We start from the raw sequence: 23,905 nt of genomic DNA, 5'->3' as shown, positions 1-23,905 counted from the left end.
CGGCATGCCGGCTAGCGCCGGTTAGCGCCAGCAATCCAGCCTCACACCGGTTCGGACCGGTCCGCGACCAATTCGGAAACGAGCTCCTTCACCGCGGCCACCGGTTCGGCGGCAACGGCGGGCGCAGCCGCCACCGCGGCGACTGCGGCCGCCGCAACAGCGTGCGGCCGCACGCTGAACCCCGCGCGTGCGAGCATCGCGAGATGGTAGTAAAAGCGCTTGCTCAGCCCATAACGGTAGGCGAACAGATGCCCGAACAGGATCTTCAGACCCGCCCGCACCTGGCGATTGCGCGCGTGCACGGACACCACGATCGGCGCGAGGCGGCGCAACGCCAGCCTGCGTGACGGCTCCAGCGACGGCGGCAAGGACAGCGCCTTGACGAACGCATACGCGCTCACCGTCGCGGCGATCGCCGTGCCCCGCGTGCTATGCGAGATCGATGTCGCCGTCTTGCGATACACCGACACATAGTCGTGCAGGTAAAACACCTCGCGCGCCGCGAGGCACAACTCGGCGCCGAACACGAAATCGCAGCACATGCCGTACTGCTCCGAATACCCGATGCGCTTCACGAGTTGCGCGTCGGCCATCCAGCCGTTGTTCGGGAACATCTGGATCAAACCGGTTCGGCCCGGCAACGGCTGCAGGCCTTCGGCGTCGCGGGTTCGACGGAAATCGATATTCAATTGCCGGCTGCCGTCGAAGTCGATCGCGCCCGCGTGATCGGCTTCGTATTGATCGCCGAACGCGGCGTCGAGTTGCGGATGCTGCTTCCATAACGACACGAGTTTCTCGACGCCGTCCGTGGTGAGCAGGTCGTCGTCGTGAATCAGCAGGATCTTGTCGCCCGTCGCGCGCTCGAACAGACTCGCGACGTTGCGCGCCTGGCCAAGCGGCGGCCGGTTCAGCGTATAGCGCACGCGCGGCTCGTCGCGATAACGCGCCTCGATCAACTGCTGGGTGCGTGTGTCGTTCGAATCGTCGCCGATCACGATTTCCAGATTGCCGTAGCTCTGCGCGAGGCACGAATCGATGCACTGCACCACCAGTTCAGGGCGGTGGCAGGTGGGCAGGCAGACGGAGACGGTGGAAAGAAGGGAGCCTGATGAGATGGACATGATGGACGTCGCCGTTGTTATTCAGTAAGGGGCGGCAGCCGATTCGCCTGGCGCGCTCAGCGTTGCAGGCAGAAAAATAGTCCATTGCGGCGAAAAAATATTCGGTAAAAATCAGGAAGAAATGTTTGGCTTATGAAAGCGGGTGTTAGGGAAAAATTCATGCGGCTTTGCCGCCAAAACGCAGCAAAGCCGCCCGCAGCTTGATGCTCAATATTTCAACTCACTGACGGCTCACCCTCGCCGGGTTGCTTTCCGGGACGGTCGGCGGGCGACTGATCGCGATCCTGATCGCCGCGCTCGGGGAGCTTGCTCTTCTCGTTATCGCTATGAACAGCCGGTTGCGGATGCTCGATGTCGGCCGGTTTGTCGTTGGTATGCTCTTGAGTTGCACTCATGGTTTTCTCCTCGGTTGGAAAACATCTTCTATTCAGCAAGGCGCAGACCCGGTGCGGGGAGTCGGCGCGCTCATGCAGGTCTCATGCCGCTCTCGCGCGATTCGCGTGCAGCGCAAGCGCAGGATTTTCAGCGCGAACTGATTCGGTATCCGTATGAGGTGCGCTGCATCAAACGGCGCTGAAAAGCGTCCGCTACGACCGACAAAAACCTTGACCGTCGACGGCAGAAAGCGCACCGTGAGGAAGTTCGACCCGCCCGAGGAGCACAACATGAAACTCAACTTCCCGAATCCGAGTCGCAGCTATGACGCGAGCCATCATTGCGTCAATTTCTGGGGATACGACAACGCGCGCGAGATCGCCTTCGCGGTCAACGATTCGGTGATTTCGAATCTGAGTCCCGAGGCCGGTTCCGACGAACGGGCGGTATTAGCGGCCTTCGATCTGCATCGCGAGCAGATCCTGATGCTGGCGCGCGGCGTGTATGTCGCCGGGCCACAGACGCGCTATACGATTTCCTGATTGATCGATTGATCGATTGATCGGGCGAGCTGGCGATATTGAGCTGGCAACCGAGCGAGTGGTAACGCGCGGCCGTGCGAGTGACGCATGAAGCGTGAAGCATGACGCTCGCCGCGTCCTATCGGACTCGCCACACACCACACACCACCCATCAAGCCGCACGCCGCTCCTCACAAACTCAACCCGCCGGCTCCCGCGCCGCGCCACCCGTCAGCGACACCACGAAGTCGAAGAACGCCCGCACCTTGGCCGGCGGATGATGCCGCGAAGGATAAAGCGCATACAGCGGATAAAGCTCATCGCCCCAATCGGGAAACAGTTCGACGAGCTTGCCGCTAGACAGCAGCGGTTCCGCGCCGAGCGCCAGAATCTGCGCGACGCCCTGGCCTGCCGCGCACGCGCTGTGCATGGTGCCCACGTCGTTCACCGTCAGCGGACCTTGCGGCGTCAGCATCACCTTCTTGCGCCCGCGGTGAAACTCCCAACCGAACGGATAACCGGTGAGCGGATCACGGAATTTGATGCAGATGTGCTGGCCCGTCTCGAGGTCCGTGGGCGTAGCCGGATGCCCGTGTTTCTTCAGATACGACGGCGCGGCCACCGTCAGAATCCGCGTATCCAGCAGCTTGCGCGCGATCAGCGACGACACCGGCGGGTCGCCGAAACGGATCGCGATATCGAAACCGTCGCTGACCATATCGCCCAATTGATCGCGCGTGATCAACTCGAGTTGCAGATCGGGATGTTTGTCGATGAACCCGCCTAGCCGGGCCCCGAGCACCAGCCGCGAAAAGAACGGATCCATATTCACGCGTAGTCGCCCGCGCACGGCCGTCGCGCCTTGCGCCGCCGACGAGGCCGCTTCTTCGAGGCCGCCCAGCAGCGGCACGATCTGTTCATAGAAGCGCCGGCCTTCGTCGGTCAGCGTGACCGAGCGCGTGGTGCGGTCGAACAGCCGGATTCCGAGCCGCGCTTCGAGCCGCGCGACCGAACGGCTCACTCCGGATTGCGACATGTCGAGTGCTTCGCCCGCCGCCGCAAAACTGCCGCAATCGACGATCGCCGTCAACACGCCCATGCCGTTCAGCATGCGCTCGTCAAATGGCATCTGTTATTCCTTTCTTATGCATTAATGCACGACATGCTAACGCGAAAATCTGTTTGAATTCACATGACAGGCTGTGCAAAGGCCGCCCAGCAAGGCCGATCAATGATGTCTTGTCATGACTGGAATGACAGCGAAGCTATCGCGTCAATCGCGGGGTGGGCGTTAATCTTCGTGAACTCGCTCGAATGACGAAGGCATGCGATTCTCGTCATGCACAGGGCATATTCGAGTGGAATAACGGAGAACGCGTCATGTCGAGAATATTTATTACCGGTTCCGCCGATGGCCTCGGTCAAATGGCTGCGCGACGGCTTGTCGATGCCGGACACCAGGTGGTTTTGCACGCCCGCAACGCGGCGCGCGCCGAAGAAGCTTTGAAAGCCGTGCCGCAAGCGGAGCACGCGTTGGCCGGCGATCTGTCGAGCCTCGCTGAAACGGTGGCGCTCGCGGAGCAGGTGAACCGGCTGGGCCGTTTCGACGCGATCATCCACAACGCGGCGGTCGGTTATCAGGAGCCGCGCCGGATCGCCACGGTCGATGGTTTACCGCATGTGTTCGCGGTCAATACGCTGGCGCCGTATGTCCTGACCGCGCTGATCGGGAAGCCGCAGCGGCTCGTCTATCTCAGCTCGGGCCTGCATCGCAGCGGCGACGCGAGTCTCGACGATCTCGCGTGGGAGCGTCGGCCGTGGCAAGGCACGGCCGCGTATTCGGATTCGAAATTGCACGACGCGTTGCTGGCGTTCGCGATGGCGCGCCGCTGGCCGCAGGTGTTGTCGAATGCGTTGGAGCCGGGCTGGGTCGCGACCAAAATGGGCGGGGCGGGTGCGCCAGACGATCTGACGGCCGCGCCGACCACGCAGGTGTGGCTCGCTGTCAGCGATGAACCGGCGGCCACCGTCAGCGGCGCGTACTTTTATCACATGAAGCCGCGCGAAACGCATCCGGCGGTACATGACGTTGCGGTTCAGGAGCGCCTGATCGAAGCGTGCGCGGGGTTGTCCGGCATCCGTTTGCCGGATTGATGGCGGATACAGCCGATACCGCCGATACCGTCGTTCAGCGTCCCGCGCTGTGCGTTGCCGGCGCGCGCACTTTGGGTTGCGCCGGCGCGACATCGAGCTGACGAAAGATCCACGCGGACACCAGCGTGATCACGCCCACGCACGCGAAGCTGAGGCGAAAGCCGAGCGCCGCCGAACCCCATTGCGCCGAAAACAGATTCACGAGCCCGCCGCCGATCGACACGCCCAGCCCGATCGCCAGCATCTGCACCATTGAAAACAGGCTGTTGCCGCTGCCCGCATCTTCATGCGAGAGGTCCTTGAGCGTGACGCTGTTCATTGCCGCGAACTGCATGGAGTTGGCCGCGCCGAACACCGCGAGGATCGCGATTTCGATGGCGAGCGGTGTGCCGCGCGTGATCAATGCAAACGCAACGATCGACGAACCGACGATCAGCGTGTTCACGAGCAGAAACGTGTCGTAGCCGTAGCGGCGGATCAGCGGCGCGATCCAGCGTTTGGCGACGGTGCCGGCGAGCGCCGCGGGCAGCATCATCAGACCGGAGTGCAGCGGCGAATAGCCGAGTTGCAATTGCAGCAGCAAGGGCACGAGAAACGGCACCGCGCTGGAGCCGATACGGCACACCAGATTGCCGATCAGACCGACACTGAAATTCGGCTCGCTGAACAGCGCCAGTTTGAACAACGGATTGCGGCGACGCCGCGCGTACGGAATATAGGCGAAGGCGCTGACCACGGCGAGCACGAACAGCCCCGCCGCCCAGGCCGCCCGATGCGTGGAGAACGGCGCTTCGATCGACAGCGAAAACGCGATCATGCAGAGCGACAGCAGCCCGCAACCCACGAAGTCGAATGGCGGCGCCTGAGTCTCGCCATGCGCCGGCAGAAAGCGCTGCACCGCGTAGAGGCCCACCGCGCCGATCGGCACATTGATCAGAAAGATCCAGTGCCACGTCATGTCCTGCACGAACCAGCCGCCGAGCGTCGGACCGGCGATCGGTCCCAACTGACCCGCGACCGAAATGAACGCCAGCGCCGACACGTATTGTTCACCCGACACGCTGCGCAACACCGCGAGCCGGCCGATCGGCAGCAGCATCGAACCGCCGACGCCTTGCAGCACCCGCGCGATCACCAACTGGCCGAGCGTATGCGCGCTCGCGCAGCAGATCGAGCCGAGCACGAAGATGAGGATCGCCACGAAGTACACGCGACGCGTGCCGAAGCGGTCCGCGAGCCAGCCGGACGCGGGCGTGAGCATCGCCATGGTCAGCGTGTACGCGATGATGATCGGCTGCATGGCGAGCGGCGCGACGTGCAGGCTGTTCGCGATCGACGGCAACGCGGTGTTGACGATGGTCGTGTCGAGCGACTGCATGAAAAAGCCGGCGGCGACGATCCACAGCAGCGCGGTCTGGGCGGAATCCTTGTTCATTTTTACGGGGCGGCAAGGCGGGCGGCTAGGCGCCCGGACTCGGGGCATTCATTGGGGGAGTGCAGTCATGATATTGACATACCCGTCAATCGGGAACCCCACTAAGAACGCTGACTGTTATCGACAATGCCGATAAGCAGCGCGACAATGCAGCATGCTCAACCCCATCTGGCTCAAGACCTTCGCGACGGTCGCCGCCTGCCACAGCTTCACCGAGGCGGGGCGGCGGCTCGACCTGACGCAGTCGAGCGTCAGCGAACACATCCGGCGGCTCGAAGAGAGCGTGGGCCGTCGTCTGTTCGTGCGCGACACCCATTCACTGGCCATGACCGCCGACGGTGAGGCCATGCTCGCGCACGCCAGCGTGATCTTGCAGGCGCTTGCGCGGGCCGAATCGCAGTTTCGCGCGCCACGCCTGAAAGGGCGCGTGCGGCTCGGTTCATCGGACGACGTCGCGCTCGGGCCGCTGCCCAATGTGCTGGCGGCGTTTCGCGACGCCCATCCGGACGTCGAGCTCGAAATCACCATCGGCATGACCGGCAAGCTTTACGAATTGCTGGAAGCAGGGTCGATCGATCTGCTGGTGGGTAAGCGCCGGCTCGGGGATCGTCGCGGCGTGCCGCTCTTCACGGGCCGGCTCGAATGGCTCGCGCGTCCCGGCACGATGGTCGATCTGAGTCAGCCGCTGCCGCTGATTCTGGTCGCCGAGCCGAGCGTGACGCGCGCGGTCGTGCTCGATGCGCTCGCCGAGGCGGGTTTTAGCTGGCAACTGGTGTGCACGAGCAGCAGCCATTCGGGCTGTATCGCGGCGGCGCGCGGTGGGCTGGGGATTACGGTGCGGCCGCAGTATCTGGCGGCGCGCGGGTTGGCGCCGCCGTTGAATGCCGCGGCGCTGCCGGCGTTGCCGTCGGTGGAATTTATCGCGCTGGCGGCCCGGCGGCTGAGTCGGCCGGCGGGCACGCTGATGCAGCTTTTACACGACAGCGATCTGCGTGGGTCGTGGATCGGGGAGTGAGGCGAGTCCGCTCAACCCGGCAACGCGGCCGCCAGCCGATCGAACTCTACCGCCCACGCCGCACGCCACGCATTGCGCGTGGCGTCATCCACCCACGCACCATCGATCCCGTTGAGCATGAACTGCCGCAAGTCGGCAATGCTGAAGCCGAAGTGACTGAACATCACCTGCCACGCTTCGCTCGGATTCACCTTGTGCAGCGTGGGGTCGTCGGTGTTCGGATGGATTTTCAGGCCGAGGCCCGGCATGCGCCGCATGGGATGCTGTTCGGCCCACACGTCCGGCGCGAGCGTGCGCAGATAGTAGGAATTGGTCGGCACGACGGTAAAGACAATGCCGCGCTCCGCGTAGCGCGCGGCCAACTCCGGGTTGTCGACGATCGTGTAGCCGTGATCGATACGGTCGCATTGCAGTAAATCCACGGCGGTCTCGACATTGCGCCACGGCATGCCGAATTCGCCCGCGTGCGCGGTGGCTTTAAAGCCCGCGTTGCGCGCGTCGCGATACGCTTTCCAGAATAGTTCGGGCGGCCGGTCGTTCTCGCGGTAGTCGATACCTAGACCCGCCACTTCCTCCGCCCGGTGCGCGCGCATCCAGTCCACCAGCGCGACGGCTTCGTCCGGATCGGCTTCGCGGTCGATGCTCGGAATCAGCCGCGCGCTGATACCGAAGTCGCGCGCGGCGTCGCGAATCGCAGTGACGATTGCCGCTTGCGCGTCCGCATACGGAATCTTCGAGACGCGCACCGTACCGGTCGGATTCCAGAAAAACTCGCTATGACGCACCTGATGCGCGGCGGCATCGGCGAGATATTCGTAGGCGATGCGATGCAGGTCGTCGGCCTGCGTGAGCAGGTAGTCGTCCAGCGCGCGCAACACGCGCAGCACGCCGACTGGTTTCTCGCCACGCGTATAAAACGAGTCGATTTCCGCGCGGCTGATCGGCGCCTGGCTTTTCTCGGCCAGTGCGATGAATGTCTCATGACGTACCGCGCCCAGCAGATGGCAATGCAACTCGACCTTCGGCAGCGCGGTAAAGAACGCGTGATGCGCGTCGGTGAGCGTGATGCCGAGGCGCGATGCGGGCAGCTTGCCCAGTGTCTCTTTCATGTCGGTATGGTTTTTGGTAGTGCGCAAAACTCAGTGTAGTGCGAATGCAAAGGCTGGAAAACGTGCGGCGATCGGTGAGGCTTCAAGGCCGCTTCAAGGCAACTTCAGCGCAAAGTCAAAGCGCCTTAGTGCGGCTTCACCACGGTATAGAAGTAGTAACCCAGCGGTACGGCCAGCACATACAGACCCCACGGCACTTCGCGGAAGCGTCCGGCGAGCAGCTTGACGAGCACGTAGCACAGCAGGCCGCCCGCAATGCCGGTGCCGAAACTGTTCGACATCAGCGTGAGCAGAACCATCGACAGCACCGGCAACGAGTCGGTGAAGTCGTCGAAATGCGCGTGACGGATCGTGCTGAACATCGACAGGCCGATCAGGATCAGCGCCGGCGCGGTCGCTTCTTTCGGAATCGCCAGCGCGACCGGCACGAACAGCAACATCAGCGCGAACATCGCGGCGGCGGCAAGCGATGACAAGCCGCTGCGGCCGCCCGCTTCGACACCCGCCGCCGATTCCACCAGCGCGGTCAGCGCTGGAATACCGAACACGGGCCCGAGCGTCGCGGCGATCGAGTCGACCAGAAACGGCCGGTTGATGTTGGGCAGATTGGCGTTTTCGTCGAGCAGATTGGCCTTCGCGCCGACTGCGAGCGTGGTGCCGAGCGTCGAGAAAAACTCCGCGGCGAAGAACACGAACAGATACGGAATCGACGCCACGCTCAGCGCGCTGACCAGGTCGACCTTGAACGCGATCGGCGCGATGCTGTGCGGCCACGCGAGGAACGACGCCGGCAGATGCGTGACGCCGAGCGGCACGCCTGCGCCGGCCGCGATCAGGATCGCCCACAGAATCGCGCCGGGCACGCGGCGGCCTTGCAGCACCACGGCCGCGCCGAGTCCGATCAGCGCGACCAGCGTGCCCGGCCGCGAGAAATCGCCGAGCGCGAGCGCGTTGGTTTTCGCGTTGGCAATCACCATGCCCGCATTGCGGAAGCCGAGCACCGCGATGAACAGGCCGATCGACGCGCCGAGCCCGAGCTTGATCTGCGCCGGAATCAATCGCATCACGAGACTGCGTGCGCCGACGAGGGTCAGGATCAGGAACAGCACACCGGACACGCACGCAATGCCGAGCCCCGTTTGCCACGCGACATGCTCGCCCGCGAGCGTGACGCCGAGAATCACCGAGCCGCCGATGCCGGGTCCAACCAGAAACGGCAGGTTGGCATACAGCGCCATCAGCACCGTGCTGAGCACGAACACGAGAATCGTCGCGGTGGTGGCGGCGCCGCGATCCATGCCGCCCGCCGCCAGCAGCGAAGGGATCACGACCAGCAGATAAGCGGCCGCGAGAAACGACGTGATACCGGCGATGGTTTCGATACGTACGCTGGTCTTGCGTTCGCTGAGCGCGAAACGCCGCTCGAGCCAACTGCTGCTCGCCGGTGCTGCGGCGGACGCTGCTTTGGGCATTGAAGATTCGTTATTGATCAATTGATTCATCCTGTAATCGTGCCATTTATACTGCTGCGCATTGCGTCGATGCTTCGCTCACCATGACCGACCGTTCGTCCCTGCTGCCCGCGCTCACGCTGCGGCAAATCCAGTACTTCGTGACGCTCGCGCATGCGCGCAGCTTCACGCAGGCCGCGCAATCGCTCGCGTTGACGCAGCCGGCGCTGACCGCCGCGATCCGGCAGATCGAGTTCCTGCTCGGCGGGCCGCTGTTCGCGCGGTCCGCGCATCGCCTGACGCTCACGCACGCGGGCGCCAGCGTGCTGCCGCTCGCCGAACGCCTGCTCAACCAGGCGCGCGGCACGTTCGACGACATGGCGAGCACCTTCGCCGAACGCGTGCAGACGGTGCGCATCGGGCTGATTCCGTCGGCCGCGGCGCGTCTGCTGCCCGCGCTCGCTTCGTTGCGCGCGCAACAGCCGTCGCTGCGCTTCACGCTGAACGACATGCCGAACACCGCGTTGCTCGACGCGGTGCGTCAGGGTGCGGCCGACTTCGGCGTCGGCGTGCATGAGCCCGACGCGCCCGCCACCGAACGCGACGGCGACGCCGCGTTGCGCTATCAGGATCTGTTCGAGGATCAGATCGTGGTGGTGGTGCGGCGCGACGATCCGCTCGCGCAGAAGAAAAGCCTGGCCTGGGCGAAGCTGGTGGGGCGCGACCTCGCCGCGTTCGTGCGCGGCAGCGTCAGCGAGGCGTTGCAGCGCACCGGCGGCGCGGAAGGCTTGCAGCTCAACGTGGCCTATCGCGTCGAATACACCGAACCCTTGTACGAACTGGTGCGCAACCGTTTGGCGATTGCCGTGCTGCCGAGTCTTTACACCATGCATCTGCACGATGCCGAACTGGTCGCGCTGCGTCTGGACAAACCGCGCGTGACCCGCTCGATTGCCCTGATCTCGCTTGACGGCGACGATCGCGGCCCGCACGTGCGGGCTTGCCGCGAGTGGATCGTCGCGCATATTTGAGGGCGGGTGGCGGGGCTGCATGGGTTTGCGGATCGCGTGCTTGTTGCCGGGTTGTTGCTCGTTGTTTGCTGCCTGCTTGTCGCTTATCGGTCGCTCGCAGTTTCGACTTGCGCCGGTCAGGGCAAGGTTGCGATGTCGACTTACGCCGGTCAAGGCAACGTTGCGATCCCGACTTGCGCCCGCTCAGGGCAACGTCGCGAGCCGTGAGCCCAGCGCGGCGTAGAAACCGTCCGCGTCCACCTCGGTGATCCACGTTGCGTTCGGCTTGCGTCCGCTGTGGCCGCTCCAGTCCACCACGGTTTCGCCGAGCGTCCATTCGCCGACGGTCTCGATCATCACGTTGACCTCGCGTCCCTTGAACAACGACGGGTCGATCAGATAACCGGTCGCGCACGGGTCGTACATCGGCGCGGATTCGACGCCGCGGCGGCCCTTCTGATACGCGACTTCCGCAGCCATGATGTCGGCCGCCATCGTTCCGCAACGGTTGCCGAGTGCGCGAATCGGTGCGATGCGCGCGGGCGTGATCGGCGCTTTCACGGCGACGTCGCGCGGCAGCACCACGATCGGTACGCCGCTCGCGAACACCACCTGCGCGGCTTGCGGATCGACATAGATATTGAATTCGGCGGCCGGCGTGATGTTGCCGCGTTCGAAGAACGCGCCGCCCATCAGCACGATGTCGCGAATGCCGTTGCGAATCTCGGGCGCTTCGATCAGTGCGGTAGCGAGGTTGGTCAGCGGGCCGAGCGCGCAGAGCGTCACGCTGTGCGGCGGCGCCGCGCGCAACGTCTCGATCAGGAACGCCACCGCGTGTTGCGGCGCGAGCGGCGCCAGCGGTTCGTGCAAGGGCACGCCGTCGAGGCCGGTCTTGCCGTGGACGTTCGCGGCCGTGATCAGTTCGCGCGTGAGCGGCCGCGGGCAGCCGGCATAGACCGGCAGCGAATGCGTAAGCCCAGCCCAGTCGCGGACGATGCGCGCGTTGCGTTCGGTCAGATCGAGCGGCACGTTGCCGGCCACCGTGGTGATCGCGCGTAGGTCGAGCCGGTCGCTGGCGCCGAGCGCGAACAGGATCGCGATCGCGTCGTCCTGGCCCGGATCGCAGTCGATGATCACGCTGCGGCGCGCGTTGTCCTGCGTCATGGCGGCGTTGGACGAGGCAGCGGCCGCACCCGCATTGGCGCCTTGATTTGCGGGCGTCGTCTGCGCGGTCATCGTCGTCGGAGTCGTCGGAGTCGTCGTCGCCGCCGCGCCCGCCAGCATCGGCCACGAAGACGCGCCTGCGGCCAGCCCCACCGCCGTGCGCAAAAACTTACGGCGCGGCTGTGCCGGAGCGATCGGATCAGATAAAGCGACCGGGGCGGCCGGATCAAAGAATGTCGTCATGGTCAGCTCTGGCGTCAAAACACGTGGCGCATGCCGACCGTGGTAATCATCTGCCGGATGCCGGTGGATTGCGCGTAAGCAAAGATCTGCGCGTGTTGCGCATCGCCCGCCGCCTGCTGCGCGATCACCGTCAGCGCGATGTCCGTGCGTTTCGACAGGAAGTAATCGGCCTGCAGATTGACCTGATGCCATTTGGGCCTCGTGTTGATCACATCGTATTTGCCGTCGGTGAAGGCGTACGCGGCGCCGAGAATGAACGCGGGCGTCACGTGATAGTTCACGTTCAGGTTGTAGTTCTGCAAACGCAGATGCGAACCGTCGAGATAATCGTAGCGGACATCCGTGAACAGCGCGGCGAATTGCGCGGCGCCGACGGTATAGAAACCACCCGTGCCGAAGATGCGCTGTTTGCTCGCGAAGGCGGCCGGATGCAGCGCGCTCTTCGCGAAGATCAGCAGCGACGAGGCGTAGTCGTTCGAGATCGCGCCGTCCTGATTGGTGGCGCTATACGGATTGTTGTACTGCGCGTAGACCACGCTCCATTTCAGCGGACCGTGCTCGTAACCGACGCCGAAGCTGTAGGCGTTGTTGTTGGCGAAACCGGTGGCGTTGCTGAAGCCGTATTCGGCGGTGGCCTTCAGGCCGCGATAGTCGGGCGTCACGTATTTCGCCGCGTTCTGCACACGGATGTCGTTATAGCCGTTGTCGTTATCGCCGATGTTCACGCCGTTGCTCGCAATGATCACCGGGCCGATATAGTCGTGCACCGTGTCGTACTGACGGCCGAAAGTCAGCGTGCCGTAGCGTTTGCTGGCGAGTCCCACGAACGCCTGGCGGCCGAATTCGCGACCGTTTTGCGACGCGGTGCCGGTCATCACGTTGAAGCCGTTTTCCAGCTGGAAAATCGCGCTCGTACCGCCGCCCAGATCTTCCACGCCTTTCAGGCCCCAGCGCGGATTCTGGTTGGTGCCCGACAGCGCCTGCCACGCGTTCTTGCCGCCCTGGTTCGTCGCATAGCCGACGCCCGCCGAAATCAGGCCATACAGCGTGACGGTGCTTTGCGCATGCGCGGCGCTGGAGAGCGCGCCGGCAATCGCGAGAGGGGCGAACTTGAGTAGTTTCATCGTGGTCCAGTAGCGGAAAGAGAGGGCGCCGAGCGTGCGGCGCATTCGAACTGGGCTCGACTATACGAAGCCATCCGCTATAAAAATAATGTTGTTTTCTTATAGTTCTATAAATTAAATCTATTCAACGCGTTGGTGGCGAACCGGCGGCGCGACGTGGGTTCGTTGCCGTGTTGCGCGTTTGCCGCGCCGGCCAAATTTTATTTTTTCGACCTGATCCGACTCGCTATACTTTCCATATGTGGTTACAAGTTCCGTATATGGAACAAAAACAAACCAAAGCGACGAGACCCTTCATGACCAGGAACCTGACCATCAATCTGCGGATCGCGATCACCATCGCGTTTCTCGGCGCACTGCTGATCGCGACCGGCGCGCTCGGCATTCTCGGCATGAACGAAAACAACGAAGCGCAGCGCGACGCGTACACGGTGCATTTCGCGTCGGTGGTGGCGCTCGGCAAGTCGGGCACGGCGATGTCGCGAGCGCGCTTCGGGCTCGACTGGGCGATGAGCAATCCGCACTCGCCGCAACTGAACGCGCAACTCGAACGCGCGCACATGCTGCTCGGCGATTCGGACAAGTGGTGGAACACGTTCCGCGAGCTGCCGAAAACGCCTGAATTGCAGCGCCTCACCGACGACCTCGACGCCAAACGCACCGCCGTGCGGCACGACGGCATCGACCAGTTGATCGCGGCGATCCGCGGCGGCGACGCGAGCTGGATGGACGAAAGCCGCGCGGCGCATCTGATCGGCCTCTACACCGCGATGAACACGAGCCAGGGCGCGCTGGAGGACTATCTGAACCAGCAGGCGAGCGACGCGAGCGAGCGCTCGGCGTCGCTGTTTCACACGCTGCTGGTGGCGTGCCTCGGCAGCATTCTGGTGGGCCTGACGGTCGCGTTGATCAGTTGGCGCACGTTGCGGCGCGCGATCATGGCGCCGCTGCATGACGCGCTGCGCCAGTTCGACGCGATCGCCGCCGGCGAGCTGACCACGCACGTGACGATCCGCTCGAACGACGAAATGGCGACGCTGCTGCGCGGCGTCGCGTCCATGCAGGACAAGCTCGGCGCGACCGTCACGACAGTGCGGGCCGGTTCGCATTCGATCGCGTCGTCCACCCAGCAGATCGCCGCCGGCAATCTCGATCTGTCGCAGCGCACCGAGGAACAGGCGGCTTCGCTCGAACAGACCGCGGCGGCGATGGAGCAGTTGACGTCGACGGTGCAGTTGAATGCGCAGAACGCGTATCACGCCAGCGAACTGGCCTCGCGCGCGTCCGCCATGGCCGCGCGCGGGCGCGACTCGGTCGGCAGCATGGTCGAGACGATGCGGGTGATTCACGCGGGTTCGTCGAAGATGACCGGCATCATTACCGCGATCGAGGGGATCGCGTTCCAGACCAATATCCTTGCGCTGAACGCGGCCGTCGAAGCGGCGCGCGCCGGCGAGGAAGGGCGCGGCTTCGCGGTGGTGGCCGGCGAAGTGCGCAGTCTCGCGCAGCGCTCCGCGGCGGCGGCGAAGGAAATCGGCGCCCTGATCGCGGAGTCGACCGCGCGCGTGGAGAGCGGCGCGGGCCTCGTCAACGAAGCAGGCGCGACCATGCAGGAGATCGAGGCGGAGATTGGCCGGGTGGCGAAGATCGTCGGCGAGATCGCGGCGGCGTCGAAAGAGCAGAGCGACGGCATCCAGCAGGTGAGCCTCGCCGTCACGCAGATGGACGAGGTCACGCAGCACAACGCCGCGCTCGTCGAGGAGAGCGCGGCGACCGCGAATTCGCTCGCGGATCAGGCGCGGCAATTGAGCGAATTGACCGCGGCGTTCAAGGTGGCGGGTGATCGAACGATGCGGCCCACGCGAACCATGCAAGCGGCGTAAATCACGAAACGGCGTAGAGCGGGTTGCCCGCCTGACGATCCGCGCAGCGCTTTGCGCGCCGCTCGGTTTGTTACAGCACCATGCTCAAGCCGGCATCTTGCGGAACGCGATCGCAAAGCGATTCCATGCATTGATCGCGGACACCAGCAACGTCAGATCGACCAGTTCTTCGTCGCTGAAGTGCGGGCGTACCGCTTCCCACACCGCGTTGGGCACATGGTCGTGCGACACCAGCGTCACCGCTTCGGTCCATTCGAGCGCGGCGCGTTCGCGATCGGTGAAGAACGGCGTTTCGCGCCATACCACCACGGTCGCGAGACGGCGTTCGGTTTCGCCGCCCTTGCGGGCGTCGGCCACATGCATGTCGACGCAGTACGCGCAGCCGTTGATCTGCGACGCGCGCAGCCGCACCAGTTCGGCCAGCGGCTTTTCGAGCGCCGATTTGCCGATGCGTTCTTCAACGCCGAGCAGGGCTTTGACGGCGGCGGGGTTGGCTTTGTAGAAGTCGAGACGTTGTTCCATGATTCACTCCTGAGTCGGGTTGGACGCATGCGGTGATGCGATGAGTGAAGATTAGGCGCTCGATTGGCTTTGTAAAATGACCGATTTTGTGTATTTCAAGGTAACCACTTTTGGCGGCCTTCGAGGCGGCTGTTTTGCCGCCTGATAACACAGGTCGATCAGGCGCAGCGCCCTGCGCCGAGCGTCCTTACCGCGCGTAATGGCATCGTTGCCGCGCTTCGGGCGATTCTGTATGGTGAGCCATCGCCTTCCACAGAGAGACCGCATGACTTCCGCTGCAGACCAACCCACGCCGCCTGTCCGCACCGACGTTCTGATCGTCGGCGCCGGCCCGGTGGGACTTTTTGCCGCTTTCGAAGCGGGCGTGCTCGGCCTCACCTGCGAGATCGTCGACGGTCTCGACAAGATCGGCGGTCAATGCATCGAGCTGTATCCGGACAAGCCGATCTACGATATTCCCGCGATCCCGTCGTGCACCGCACGCGAGCTGGTGGAGCGTCTGATGGCGCAATGCAAGCCGTTCAATGCGCCGATTCATCTGGAGCAGCGCGTCGAGTCGGTGGAGCAGCGCGCCGATGGACGCTGGACCGTGCGCACCGAGCGCGGCCTTGTATTCGACGTCGCCGCGATTCTGCTGGCTGCGGGCAACGGCGCTTTCGTGCCGCAGAAGCTCGCGCTCGCCGAAGCCGTGCCGCTGGAATCGCGCCATGTGCACTACAGCGTGCCGCGCCTCGCCGATTTCGCGGACAAGAACGTCGTCGTGGCCGGCGGCGGCGACTCCGCGCTCGACTGGGTGCTGGCGCTGCGCAAGGTCGCACGGCACGTCACGCTGGTGCATCGGCGCAATGGGTTCAGCGCGGCCGATTCGAGCGTCGAGTTGATGCGGCGCGCGGTCGAGGCGGGCGAGATGGACTTCGTGATCGGCGCGATTGCCGGGCTCACGGTTGAAGACGATGCGTTGAAGGCGATCACGTTGCGCGGCCTCGGCGGCGAGACGCAACTCGAGGCGGAGCATCTGGTCGCGCTCTACGGACTCGTCGCTGACCTCGGACCGATCGCGCAGTGGGGACTGTCGATTCACGGCGGCCGCATCGACGTGGATACGTCGAACTATGAAAGCTCGCGGCCCGGTATTTTCGCGGCCGGCGACATCGCCAACTATCCGAACAAGCAGAAGCTGATTCTGTCCGGCTTCCACGAGGCGTCGCTGGCGCTGCGCAAGGCGTATTCGTATGCGTACCCGGAAAAAAAGCGCATGCACGTGCATTCCAGCTACGACGCAAAGCTCGCGGAAAAGCTCGGCGCGGCGGGTTGAGCGTCGCGATGGCGCCATGCCGTTCGGCGGCTTCCGCGCAGTCAATCTGAAAGAGCCGGTAGGGAACGAAACGTCCCTACCGGCTCTTTTTTACCTGCGAACTATGGCGTGGGGCGACGCGTTACGTCGCTTCATTTCCCCGCCGGTTGGCTAGCGGCGGCTGCCGCGCTGGCTGCCTTGTCCTTTTTCTTTGCTTCGTGATGGCCGATCGCGCAGCCTGCCGCCGCACCGGCTACGCCGTGGTCGCCAGCCACATGGCCGGCCACGCCGCCCACGACGGCGCCCTTGGTACAACCCTCGGCGTGCGCGGCGGTGTGAGCGAGCGCCATGACGGCGGCGAGGGCAACGGTGGTAAAGACTCGTTTCAATTGATGCTCCTGGTTTTCATGAGAGTGCGTACAGGACCAGCAATTGCGAGGCCTGAGCACGACAGCATTGGTGCTGTCGAACGCGCCTCAGGTGAAACCATGAGCCCGGCGGCGACCGCCTGCCGGTGTATGCTTTTGGACGGTCACCCACTTCCCCTTCCTTACCGCGATGAACCAGCTCGACGTCCCTCCCGCCGATGACAATGACGAACCCGCACCGGCCGGGATCCCGTTCCCAGCCTCGAAGCGCGTGCCCGTCGGCGTCGATTACGGCATGCTGGTCCAGGCGATCGAAGATTATGCGATCTTCCTGCTGGACGCGACCGGCCACATCGTCAGTTGGAGCGCCGGCGCGCAGAAGCTGAAGGGGTACACGGAAACGGAGATCATCGGCGAACACTTTTCGCGCTTCTACACCGCCGAAGCCGTGGCGCGCGGCTGGCCCGCGTACGAACTGCAGCAGGCGTCGCTAACCGGCCGTTTCGAGGACGAAGGCTGGCGCGTGCGCAAGGACGGCACGACCTTCTGGTCGAACGTCGTAATCACGGCGATCCGCGATCAGCACGGCAAAGTCACGGGCTTCGCCAAGATCACGCGCGACCTGACCGCGCAACGCGAGTATCTGGAAGCGTTGCGGCAAAGCGAAGAGCGTTTCCGGCTGCTGGTGGATAGCGTGAAGGACTACGCGATCTTCATGCTCGATCCGGACGGCAATGTGATCAGCTGGAACGCTGGCGCGGCGCGGATCAAAGGCTATTCGCGCGACGATATCGTCGGTCGGCATTTCTCGACCTTCTACCCGCCGGAGGATGTCGCGGCGGGCAAGCCGGCGCGCGAGCTGGCGATCGCCCGGCAGATCGGTCACGTCGAGGACGAAGGCTGGCGCGTGCGCAAGGATGGCACGACCTTCTGGGCCAACGTCAACATTACCGCCGTGTACGACGAGACAAAGCGCTTGCGCGGCTTCGCCAAGGTCACGCGCGATCTGACCGAACGGCGTCAACGCGAAGAGCTGGAGCGCTCGGGCGACCGCATGCGCACGTTTCTCGCGACCCTCGCGCATGAGTTGCGCAATCCGCTCGCGCCGGTGCGCAATGCGCTCGGCGTGATGCAACTGGAGACCGGCGTGAGTCCCACGCTGGCGCGTTCGCGCGATCTGATCGACCGCCAGGTAACGCATCTCACGCGACTGGTCGACGATCTGCTCGATGTCGGGCGGATCATGTCGGACAAGGTCGAGTTGCGCGTGACCGATGTCGATCTGGCCGAAGTGGTGGCGCGCGGCATCGAAGCGGCGCGGCCGTTTACCGACGCGCATGAGCAGCGTGTCGTCGTGCATTTGCCGCGCGATCCGGTGGTGGTGCGTGGCGACATGACGCGTCTCGTGCAGGTGCTGCAGAACCTGCTGCACAACGCGTCGAAATTCTCGCCGGTGGGCAGCAGCGTCGACGTCCAGGGGCGCATCGAGCATCGCATGGCGGTGCTTGAAGTGCGTGATCAGGGATGCGGGATTCCCGTGCGTTCGCTCGACCGGATTTTCGAACTGTTCGCGCAGGAGAAGGACGGTCAGACCGTGGGCGCGGGTGGCCTCGGTATCGGCCTGACGCTGTGCAAATCGCTGGTCGAGATGCATGGCGGAAGTATTCTCGCGACCAGCGAAGGCGCGGGATGCGGCAGCAGCTTCACGGTGAGCCTGCCGCTGGCCGCCGCGCCGTCCACGACGGCGGACGACGCGCCGAACGCGGCGGACGGTGAAGTTGCGCCGCTGCGTATTCTGCTGGTCGACGACAATCGCGATTCGGCCGACAGTCTCGCCATGCTGCTCGAACTCAAGGGCCACACGGTGCGGATCGCCTACGAAGGGCAGCAGGCGCTCGACGTCGCACCGCGTTTCGCGCCGCATCTCGCGGTGATCGATCTGGCGATGCCGAAAATGGACGGCTTCGCGACGATCGCCGGATTGCGTGCCATGCCGGAGCTCGGTAACACGATGTTTGCGGCGATGACCGGGTTTGGTCATGCGAGCGATCGTGAACGTACGCGCGAAGCCGGGTTCGATGCGCATCTGGTGAAGCCGGTAGAACTGGCGCTGTTCGATGATCTGCTGGCGCAGGTCGAGGCGCGGCGTGGCGGGCGGGGTGCGGGGTAGGCGTGCTGTAGCGTGGCGCGTGCTTCGTGCGAGTGCTTCGTTTGTGGCGGGATGTGCTTCGTGCGTAGCGGAGTTTGCCTCGCTTGTAACGGCGCGCGCCTTGCTCACCGTGGACGTGCTTCGCCCATAGCGGATTTCCTCGCCGAAAACGGACTCTACCTCGCTCATAACCGAGCGTCTCCGGGCACGCGCTGCCCAAACTTTCTTCTGGCAAAACCCTTGTCCGCACGGCTGTGATGCGTGCGGCACGTCGCTTGCTGACCGTTTGCATGCGCGGCGGCGCCTGAAACTCCGCCGGCACCCATTCGACAGCTTCAGGGAGGCACGATGCTCGATACGCGAGATCGTGCGGTCGGCGTTAACGCGCGGCCGCCGCAAAGGTCTGACGTGGTTCATCGCGAGCGTGAGACAGCGCGCGCGCAACCCATGGTGGCGCCTTCCGCGGCATTGGAAGATTTTTTGCGCAACACGCGTTTCGATCCTCACGATTCTGCTTCGCTCGGTGACGTGTTGCGCGCGCTGGTCGACTACGGCTGTGATCGTGCGCCGTTTGTTACGCTGCCGGGCCATGGTCAGACTTTGGCGCGGTGGCGCGCGTTGGCGGCGGTGGCCGCATGCGATCTCGGGCTTGTCAAACTCTTCGAAGGCCATACGGATGCGCTGGCAATCCTTGCTGAGGTGGGCGGACACACGGTGACGTCGGGGAGTCGCTGGGCAGTGTGGGCGGCGGAGCCGCCGGATGCACGGGTAGTGGCGACGAGGGTCGGAAATACTCAGAGGGGTGAAGGACAAGCGGGACACGCGGGACAAGTGGGACAACCAGGGCAAGCGGGACAAGCCGGGCAAGTGGGGCAAGCAGATCAAGTGGGGCTACGGAGTTTCACGGGGCGGATCGCTCAAGACACCCAAGTGCATCTCACCGGCACGAAGGCCTGGTGTTCGGGCGCTGCCGTCGTCAGTCATGCGCTCGTGACCGCGTGGCTGGACGACGAACCCGTGCTCGTCGCCGTCGCGATGAACCATCCGACGATCACGATCGATTCGTCGAAGTGGCAGGCCATCGGCATGCAGGCCACGGCTAGCGCTGACGTCCGCTTCGCGCAGACCCCAGCGACGTTGATCGGCACGGCGCACGCGTACGTGCGCCGGCCAGGTTTCTGGCAGGGCGGAGCGGGTATCGCCGCGTGTTGGTACGGTGCCGCCGCGCGGATCGGTCAACGGGTGCGCGAGATGTCGTCGCCGCAAGCGGACGCGCATCGTCTGGCGCATCTGGGCGCGATTGAAGTCGCGTTGGCATCGGCCGCTGCCGTGTTGCGCGAGACCGCTGCGTGGATCGATGCAAACCCGCTTGCCGACGCGCAACGCGTGGCGCTGCGCGCACGCCTCGTCGTGGAGGAGGCGGCGACTCAAGTCATGCACCACGCGACCCGTGCGCTTGGCGCGGGTCCGTTGTGCCGTGACGCACGTTTTGCGCGCGCGCTGGCGGATTTGCCGGTGTTTCTGCGGCAAAGCCACGCGGAGCGTGATCTTGCCGCGCTTGGGGCACTGATGACAGCCGCGCATAGCAACACGGGCATCGATGCGCACGCCAACGCCAACCCGAACGCCAACTCGAACGCCAACTCAAACCCGCGCGCCAGCGTCGCCCCCAACGATCCCGGAACCGTGCCATGGACGCTCTAACGCCCCACACCGATGATCGGCCCGCCGACACGCCATCGCCATCGACCTTACCATCGACCTCATCAGCAACCTATTTCGACGACCTCTACCGTCACAGCGACGACCCCTGGAACCTGCGCGAAGGCTGGTACGAAAGCCGCAAACGCTCGCTTACCCTCGCGCTATTACCGCGTCCGCGCTACCGCAATGCATTCGAACCCGGCTGCGCCAACGGCGAGCTGACCTTCGAACTGGCCAAACGCTGCGACGCGCTACTCGCCGCCGATCTCCACGAACGCGCCGTGCAACTCGCCGGCGAACGCATGGCTGCCGCCCCCCAAGTGCGTATCGAACGACGCACCGTGCCGCGCGACTGGCCCACCGAGGCCGGTCCCTTCGATCTGATCGTGATCAGCGAATTCGCCTACTACCTGCACGCGGCCGAGCTCGACGCGCTCGCCGGATGCATCGCCGCGTCGCTCACGCCGGACGGCACGCTGCTCGCCTGTCACTGGCGCCGGCCCTTCGCCGAGGCGCTCGAATCCGCCGACACCGCGCATGCGTTGTTCGATGCGCGTTGCGGCCTGACGCGTCTCGCGCATCACGACGAAGCCGATCTGCTGATCGACGTCTGGTCGCGCGACGCACGTTCGGTGGCGCAACACGAGGGGCTTCTATGATCGGCGTGATCGTTCCGGCGCATAACGAAGAGGCGCTGCTGGCGCCTTGCCTCGCGGCCTTGCTCGGCGCATCGCGGCACGAGGACCTGGCGGGCGAGACCGTGCGCATCGTCGTCGTGCTCGATACCTGCGACGACTTCAGCGGCGCGATCGCGCGCGCGTACGGCGTCGAGACCTTGACGTTGAAGGCGCGCAACGTCGGCATCGCGCGCGCGACGGGCGCGGATTTTTTACTCGCCGACGGCGCCCGCTGGCTCGCGTTCACCGACGCCGACAGCCGCGTGTCGGCGGGCTGGCTGGTCGCGCAACTCTCGCTGGAGGCGGATGCCGTGTGCGGCTCGATTGCGGTCGACGACTGGACCACGCATCCGCTCAGCGTGCGCGAGTATTTTCGCAAGACGTATGTGGACGCCGATGGTCATCGGCATATTCACGGCGCCAACCTGGGCGTGTCCGCGGACGCATACCGTCGCGCGGGCGGGTTTCCGCCGCTGACCTGCAGCGAGGACGTCGCGCTGGTCGACCGGTTGATCGCGACTGGCGCGCGCATTGCGTGGAGCGCCGCCCCGCGCGTGATCACCAGTGCGCGTGCGGTCGCCCGCGCACGCGGCGGCTTCGGCGATACGCTCGCGGCGTGGGCGGCGGGATGACTCAGCGAATGACCGGGTGGCTCGCCGGGTAAAGCACCTGGTAAATCACCGGAAAGAGGGCGCTTTTTCTGGCCGCCCATTCCGCTACGTGCCGCCACTTCCGCTCCCTCATTAACCACGCCCGCCGCGTGCAATTTCCTCACCCGCGCGATGCGGCATGCGCAGCGTGACCGGAATCGACGCGAGCGAGCACAGCCCCACCACCAGAAACGCCGGCCAGAAATCCGACCACATGATGCTCGGATGTCCATGCAGCGCGCGCGAAATCTGCAGCACGATGCCGCCTATCGTCACGCCGAGACCGAGCGACATCTGCTGCACGACGCTGCCGAGGCTCGTCGCGCGGCCCACGTCGCGGCTGGCGATTTCGGCGTAGGTCAGCGAATTCAGACTCGTGAACTGCAAGGCCGGGAAGAAGCCGCCGAGCAGCACGACAACCCAGATGATCCAGACCGGCGAGCCGGGGAAAAACAGGCCGCAGGCCGCGATCGAGACGCCCGACAACACGGCGTTGACCACCAGCACCGAACGGAAGCCGAAGCGATGCAACACGTTCGATGCGATCACCCGCATGAACATGCCGCCGAATGCCGACGCGCAGGTAATCAACCCGGATTCGAACGCGCTCATGCCGTGGCCTTCCTGCAGCATCAGCGGCAACAGAAACGGCAGCGCGCCGAGGCCGATGCGAAATAGCGAGCCGCCCAGCACGCTCGCCTGAAACGTCGGCACCTTGAAAAAGCGCAGATCCAGCAGCGGATGCTCGACACGTTGCGCGTAGGCGATATAGCCGAGCAGCAGCACCGCGCCGCTCGCGCACATGCCGAACGCGTTCTGATTCGATATCAGCTCGCCGCCCACCAGCGAAAGCCCGAGCAGAAGCAGGACCGCGCCCGCCGCCGAGAGCACGAAACCGATCCAGTCGAGCGGGCCGGGGTCAGGCTCGCGCGTATTGGCGATATGCCGGTTGGTCAGATAAATGCCAAGAATGCCGATCGGCACGTTGATGAAGAAAATCAGCCGCCAGTGCAGATACGTGGTGATGAAGCCGCCGAGCAGCGGGCCGGCGGCAGGGCCGAGCAGGGCGGGCACGCTCAGATAGTTCATCGCGCGAATAAAGTCGGCCTTGTGGACCACGCGAAAAATGATGATGCGCCCGACCGGCACCATCATCGCGCCGCCGACGCCTTGCACGAAGCGCGCGAGCGTGAAGGTGGCGAGCGAATTCGAGGCCGCGCACAGCAGCGAGCCGGCCACGAAAATGCCGATCGCCGTGCGAAAGATGGTGCGCGCGCCGAACCGGTCGGCCAGCCAGCCGCACACGGGGATGAACACGCCGAGGCCCAGCACATAGCTCGTCACGGCGATTTTCAGGGTGACCGGATCGCGCCCGAAGTCGCGCGCCATGGCCGGCAGTGCGGTGACGATCACGTTTGCGTCGACGCTCTCCATGAACATCGCACAAGCGACGATGAGAGGCGCGATCATGGCTTTCTGAACGACGGTCATGGGGCGATGCTGCGGCGGACGGTCGCAGGCAAAGGGGTCATTATTGCACCTGTACGGTGCGGTTTGTTAACAGCGGACGACCTTGTCGTGACCCTTTTTGAGATTTGCCATTACCGCGTGGAATCGACGCCAGAAGGCGCGCGACTATTATTGATATTTGTTGCGGTGCGGCACGGGTGGACTATAATCGGGTTATTGCCTAGGTATAAACCCTATACAGGAGTCCACCATGAACACCGCTTCCAACACCGCCGCCGCCCGTGCTACTGCAACTGCAACCACCAGCAACAGCTGGCTCGGCAAGCTGCGCGCTTTGGCGCTGCAGGCGCTGAACATCCATCTGCAAACGTGCGCGATCATGGCCGAAGCGCATCGCCGTCCGCAGTAAGGCGGCAATAAGGCGGCAGTACCGCCTGTAACGCCGCAGTCAGTCAGGTCAGCGTCA

22 protein-coding genes are annotated in these 23,905 nt (G+C 64.5%); 11 read left to right on the top strand and 11 right to left on the bottom strand.

Annotated features, from left to right (window positions below; all coding sequences use genetic code 11):
• Positions 1-41 precede the first annotated feature (41 nt).
• Both FA94_RS00455 and FA94_RS00450 read right to left on the bottom strand, forming a co-directional pair.
• A complete protein-coding gene (locus tag FA94_RS00455; protein ID WP_035545799.1) occupies positions 42-1,121 on the bottom strand; it encodes a glycosyltransferase family 2 protein in 1,080 nt (359 codons plus the stop codon).
• A 215-nt stretch (positions 1,122-1,336) separates the two neighbouring features.
• Positions 1,337-1,516 carry a hypothetical protein gene (locus tag FA94_RS00450; protein WP_035545796.1) on the bottom strand — a complete coding sequence of 60 codons (180 nt, stop codon included), beginning with the start codon at positions 1,514-1,516 and terminating at the stop codon, positions 1,337-1,339.
• A 270-nt stretch (positions 1,517-1,786) separates the two neighbouring features.
• Here FA94_RS00450 and FA94_RS00445 point away from each other — a divergent pair, with 270 nt between their 5' ends.
• Positions 1,787-2,038: a DUF1488 family protein gene (locus FA94_RS00445; RefSeq protein ID WP_035545794.1), complete on the top strand. Its 252-nt coding sequence runs from the start codon at positions 1,787-1,789 to the stop codon at positions 2,036-2,038.
• A 178-nt stretch (positions 2,039-2,216) separates the two neighbouring features.
• Here the strand turns inward: FA94_RS00445 and FA94_RS00440 are convergent, their stop codons facing one another.
• Positions 2,217-3,146, bottom strand: a complete 930-nt coding sequence (locus FA94_RS00440; protein WP_035545792.1) for a LysR family transcriptional regulator — start codon at positions 3,144-3,146, stop codon at positions 2,217-2,219.
• 251 nt (positions 3,147-3,397) lie between these two features.
• On the opposite strand from FA94_RS00440, the gene FA94_RS00435 reads away from it, so the two are divergent.
• Entirely contained in the window at positions 3,398-4,171 is a 774-nt protein-coding gene (locus FA94_RS00435) for an SDR family NAD(P)-dependent oxidoreductase (protein ID WP_035545789.1), read from the top strand.
• 34 nt (positions 4,172-4,205) lie between these two features.
• Here FA94_RS00435 and FA94_RS00430 read toward each other — a convergent pair whose 3' ends face one another.
• Positions 4,206-5,606: a DHA2 family efflux MFS transporter permease subunit gene (locus tag FA94_RS00430; RefSeq protein ID WP_035545786.1), complete on the bottom strand. Its 1,401-nt coding sequence runs from the start codon at positions 5,604-5,606 to the stop codon at positions 4,206-4,208.
• A 154-nt stretch (positions 5,607-5,760) separates the two neighbouring features.
• Here FA94_RS00430 and FA94_RS00425 point away from each other — a divergent pair, with 154 nt between their 5' ends.
• Positions 5,761-6,621, top strand: a complete 861-nt coding sequence (locus FA94_RS00425; protein ID WP_035545785.1) for a LysR family transcriptional regulator — start codon at positions 5,761-5,763, stop codon at positions 6,619-6,621.
• Positions 6,622-6,632: 11 nt separating this feature from the next.
• Here FA94_RS00425 and add read toward each other — a convergent pair whose 3' ends face one another.
• Both add and FA94_RS00415 read right to left on the bottom strand, forming a co-directional pair.
• Positions 6,633-7,730 carry an adenosine deaminase gene (gene add / locus FA94_RS00420; RefSeq protein ID WP_035545784.1) on the bottom strand — a complete coding sequence of 366 codons (1,098 nt, stop codon included), beginning with the start codon at positions 7,728-7,730 and terminating at the stop codon, positions 6,633-6,635.
• Between the two features lie 125 nt (positions 7,731-7,855).
• Entirely contained in the window at positions 7,856-9,202 is a 1,347-nt protein-coding gene (locus FA94_RS00415) for an NCS2 family permease (protein ID WP_035548946.1), read from the bottom strand.
• 83 nt (positions 9,203-9,285) lie between these two features.
• On the opposite strand from FA94_RS00415, the gene FA94_RS00410 reads away from it, so the two are divergent.
• Positions 9,286-10,212 carry a LysR family transcriptional regulator gene (locus FA94_RS00410; protein WP_035545781.1) on the top strand — a complete coding sequence of 309 codons (927 nt, stop codon included), beginning with the start codon at positions 9,286-9,288 and terminating at the stop codon, positions 10,210-10,212.
• A gap of 183 nt (positions 10,213-10,395) precedes the next feature.
• Here the strand turns inward: FA94_RS00410 and FA94_RS00405 are convergent, their stop codons facing one another.
• Positions 10,396-11,427 carry a nucleoside hydrolase gene (locus tag FA94_RS00405; RefSeq protein ID WP_051980430.1) on the bottom strand — a complete coding sequence of 344 codons (1,032 nt, stop codon included), beginning with the start codon at positions 11,425-11,427 and terminating at the stop codon, positions 10,396-10,398.
• A 185-nt stretch (positions 11,428-11,612) separates the two neighbouring features.
• A complete protein-coding gene (locus tag FA94_RS00400) occupies positions 11,613-12,722 on the bottom strand; it encodes a porin (RefSeq protein ID WP_035548939.1) in 1,110 nt (369 codons plus the stop codon).
• Positions 12,723-13,018: 296 nt separating this feature from the next.
• On the opposite strand from FA94_RS00400, the gene FA94_RS00395 reads away from it, so the two are divergent.
• A complete protein-coding gene (locus FA94_RS00395) occupies positions 13,019-14,605 on the top strand; it encodes a methyl-accepting chemotaxis protein (protein WP_051980243.1) in 1,587 nt (528 codons plus the stop codon).
• An 84-nt stretch (positions 14,606-14,689) separates the two neighbouring features.
• Here the strand turns inward: FA94_RS00395 and FA94_RS00390 are convergent, their stop codons facing one another.
• Complete coding sequence (locus FA94_RS00390; protein WP_035545779.1) at positions 14,690-15,127, bottom strand: carboxymuconolactone decarboxylase family protein; 438 nt, start codon at positions 15,125-15,127, stop codon at positions 14,690-14,692.
• Positions 15,128-15,392: 265 nt separating this feature from the next.
• Between FA94_RS00390 and FA94_RS00385 the strand changes: the two genes are divergently transcribed.
• Positions 15,393-16,442, top strand: a complete 1,050-nt coding sequence (locus FA94_RS00385; RefSeq protein WP_035545777.1) for an NAD(P)/FAD-dependent oxidoreductase — start codon at positions 15,393-15,395, stop codon at positions 16,440-16,442.
• A gap of 131 nt (positions 16,443-16,573) precedes the next feature.
• Here the strand turns inward: FA94_RS00385 and FA94_RS00380 are convergent, their stop codons facing one another.
• Positions 16,574-16,771, bottom strand: a complete 198-nt coding sequence (locus FA94_RS00380) for a hypothetical protein (RefSeq protein ID WP_051980241.1) — start codon at positions 16,769-16,771, stop codon at positions 16,574-16,576.
• A gap of 208 nt (positions 16,772-16,979) precedes the next feature.
• On the opposite strand from FA94_RS00380, the gene FA94_RS00375 reads away from it, so the two are divergent.
• The 4 genes from FA94_RS00375 (at position 16,980) to FA94_RS00360 (ending at position 21,951) form a co-directional block, all read left to right on the top strand.
• Positions 16,980-18,959, top strand: coding sequence for a PAS domain-containing hybrid sensor histidine kinase/response regulator (locus FA94_RS00375; RefSeq protein ID WP_035545773.1), 1,980 nt, complete (start codon positions 16,980-16,982; stop codon positions 18,957-18,959).
• 426 nt (positions 18,960-19,385) lie between these two features.
• On the top strand, positions 19,386-20,642 hold the full coding sequence (locus tag FA94_RS37635) for an acyl-CoA dehydrogenase family protein (protein WP_408304730.1): 1,257 nt from the start codon (positions 19,386-19,388) through the stop codon (positions 20,640-20,642).
• Entirely contained in the window at positions 20,630-21,301 is a 672-nt protein-coding gene (locus FA94_RS00365) for an SAM-dependent methyltransferase (protein WP_081935619.1), read from the top strand. The genes FA94_RS37635 and FA94_RS00365 overlap by 13 nt, the downstream gene beginning before the upstream one ends.
• On the top strand, positions 21,298-21,951 hold the full coding sequence (locus FA94_RS00360; protein ID WP_035545770.1) for a glycosyltransferase family 2 protein: 654 nt from the start codon (positions 21,298-21,300) through the stop codon (positions 21,949-21,951). Before FA94_RS00365 ends, FA94_RS00360 begins: the two co-directional genes overlap by 4 nt.
• Before the next feature lie 111 nt (positions 21,952-22,062).
• Here the strand turns inward: FA94_RS00360 and FA94_RS00355 are convergent, their stop codons facing one another.
• On the bottom strand, positions 22,063-23,460 hold the full coding sequence (locus FA94_RS00355; protein WP_035545768.1) for an MFS transporter: 1,398 nt from the start codon (positions 23,458-23,460) through the stop codon (positions 22,063-22,065).
• Positions 23,461-23,689: 229 nt separating this feature from the next.
• Between FA94_RS00355 and FA94_RS39015 the strand changes: the two genes are divergently transcribed.
• On the top strand, positions 23,690-23,848 hold the full coding sequence (locus FA94_RS39015; RefSeq protein WP_176060896.1) for a hypothetical protein: 159 nt from the start codon (positions 23,690-23,692) through the stop codon (positions 23,846-23,848).
• The last annotated feature ends 57 nt before the right edge of the window (positions 23,849-23,905 follow it).

The organism is Burkholderia sp. 9120, from assembly GCF_000745015.1.
GTDB lineage: Bacteria > Pseudomonadota > Gammaproteobacteria > Burkholderiales > Burkholderiaceae > Paraburkholderia.
Note: the sequence above shows the minus strand (reverse complement) of the source record. Positions and strands in the feature narration are given on the sequence as shown.

Bases quoted from the DNA above. Each gene is read 5' to 3' on its own strand.
- add (WP_035545784.1), bottom strand. From the start codon at position 7,730: ATGAAAGAGACACTGGGCAAGCTGCCCGCATCGCGCCTCGGCATCACG.
- FA94_RS00360 (WP_035545770.1), top strand. From the start codon at position 21,298: ATGATCGGCGTGATCGTTCCGGCGCATAACGAAGAGGCGCTGCTGGCG.
- FA94_RS00375 (WP_035545773.1), top strand. From the start codon at position 16,980: ATGAACCAGCTCGACGTCCCTCCCGCCGATGACAATGACGAACCCGCA.
- FA94_RS00395 (WP_051980243.1), top strand. From the start codon at position 13,019: ATGACCAGGAACCTGACCATCAATCTGCGGATCGCGATCACCATCGCG.
- FA94_RS00385 (WP_035545777.1), top strand. From the start codon at position 15,393: ATGACTTCCGCTGCAGACCAACCCACGCCGCCTGTCCGCACCGACGTT.
- FA94_RS39015 (WP_176060896.1), top strand. From the start codon at position 23,690: ATGAACACCGCTTCCAACACCGCCGCCGCCCGTGCTACTGCAACTGCA.
- FA94_RS00450 (WP_035545796.1), bottom strand. From the start codon at position 1,516: ATGAGTGCAACTCAAGAGCATACCAACGACAAACCGGCCGACATCGAG.
- FA94_RS00400 (WP_035548939.1), bottom strand. From the start codon at position 12,722: ATGAAACTACTCAAGTTCGCCCCTCTCGCGATTGCCGGCGCGCTCTCC.
- FA94_RS00410 (WP_035545781.1), top strand. From the start codon at position 9,286: ATGACCGACCGTTCGTCCCTGCTGCCCGCGCTCACGCTGCGGCAAATC.
- FA94_RS00440 (WP_035545792.1), bottom strand. From the start codon at position 3,146: ATGCCATTTGACGAGCGCATGCTGAACGGCATGGGCGTGTTGACGGCG.
- FA94_RS00430 (WP_035545786.1), bottom strand. From the start codon at position 5,606: ATGAACAAGGATTCCGCCCAGACCGCGCTGCTGTGGATCGTCGCCGCC.
- FA94_RS00435 (WP_035545789.1), top strand. From the start codon at position 3,398: ATGTCGAGAATATTTATTACCGGTTCCGCCGATGGCCTCGGTCAAATG.
- FA94_RS00445 (WP_035545794.1), top strand. From the start codon at position 1,787: ATGAAACTCAACTTCCCGAATCCGAGTCGCAGCTATGACGCGAGCCAT.
- FA94_RS00455 (WP_035545799.1), bottom strand. From the start codon at position 1,121: ATGTCCATCTCATCAGGCTCCCTTCTTTCCACCGTCTCCGTCTGCCTG.
- FA94_RS37635 (WP_408304730.1), top strand. From the start codon at position 19,386: ATGGTGGCGCCTTCCGCGGCATTGGAAGATTTTTTGCGCAACACGCGT.
- FA94_RS00425 (WP_035545785.1), top strand. From the start codon at position 5,761: ATGCTCAACCCCATCTGGCTCAAGACCTTCGCGACGGTCGCCGCCTGC.
- FA94_RS00390 (WP_035545779.1), bottom strand. From the start codon at position 15,127: ATGGAACAACGTCTCGACTTCTACAAAGCCAACCCCGCCGCCGTCAAA.
- FA94_RS00415 (WP_035548946.1), bottom strand. From the start codon at position 9,202: ATGCCCAAAGCAGCGTCCGCCGCAGCACCGGCGAGCAGCAGTTGGCTC.
- FA94_RS00355 (WP_035545768.1), bottom strand. From the start codon at position 23,460: ATGACCGTCGTTCAGAAAGCCATGATCGCGCCTCTCATCGTCGCTTGT.
- FA94_RS00380 (WP_051980241.1), bottom strand. From the start codon at position 16,771: ATGGCGCTCGCTCACACCGCCGCGCACGCCGAGGGTTGTACCAAGGGC.
- FA94_RS00405 (WP_051980430.1), bottom strand. From the start codon at position 11,427: ATGACCGCGCAGACGACGCCCGCAAATCAAGGCGCCAATGCGGGTGCG.
- FA94_RS00365 (WP_081935619.1), top strand. From the start codon at position 20,630: ATGGACGCTCTAACGCCCCACACCGATGATCGGCCCGCCGACACGCCA.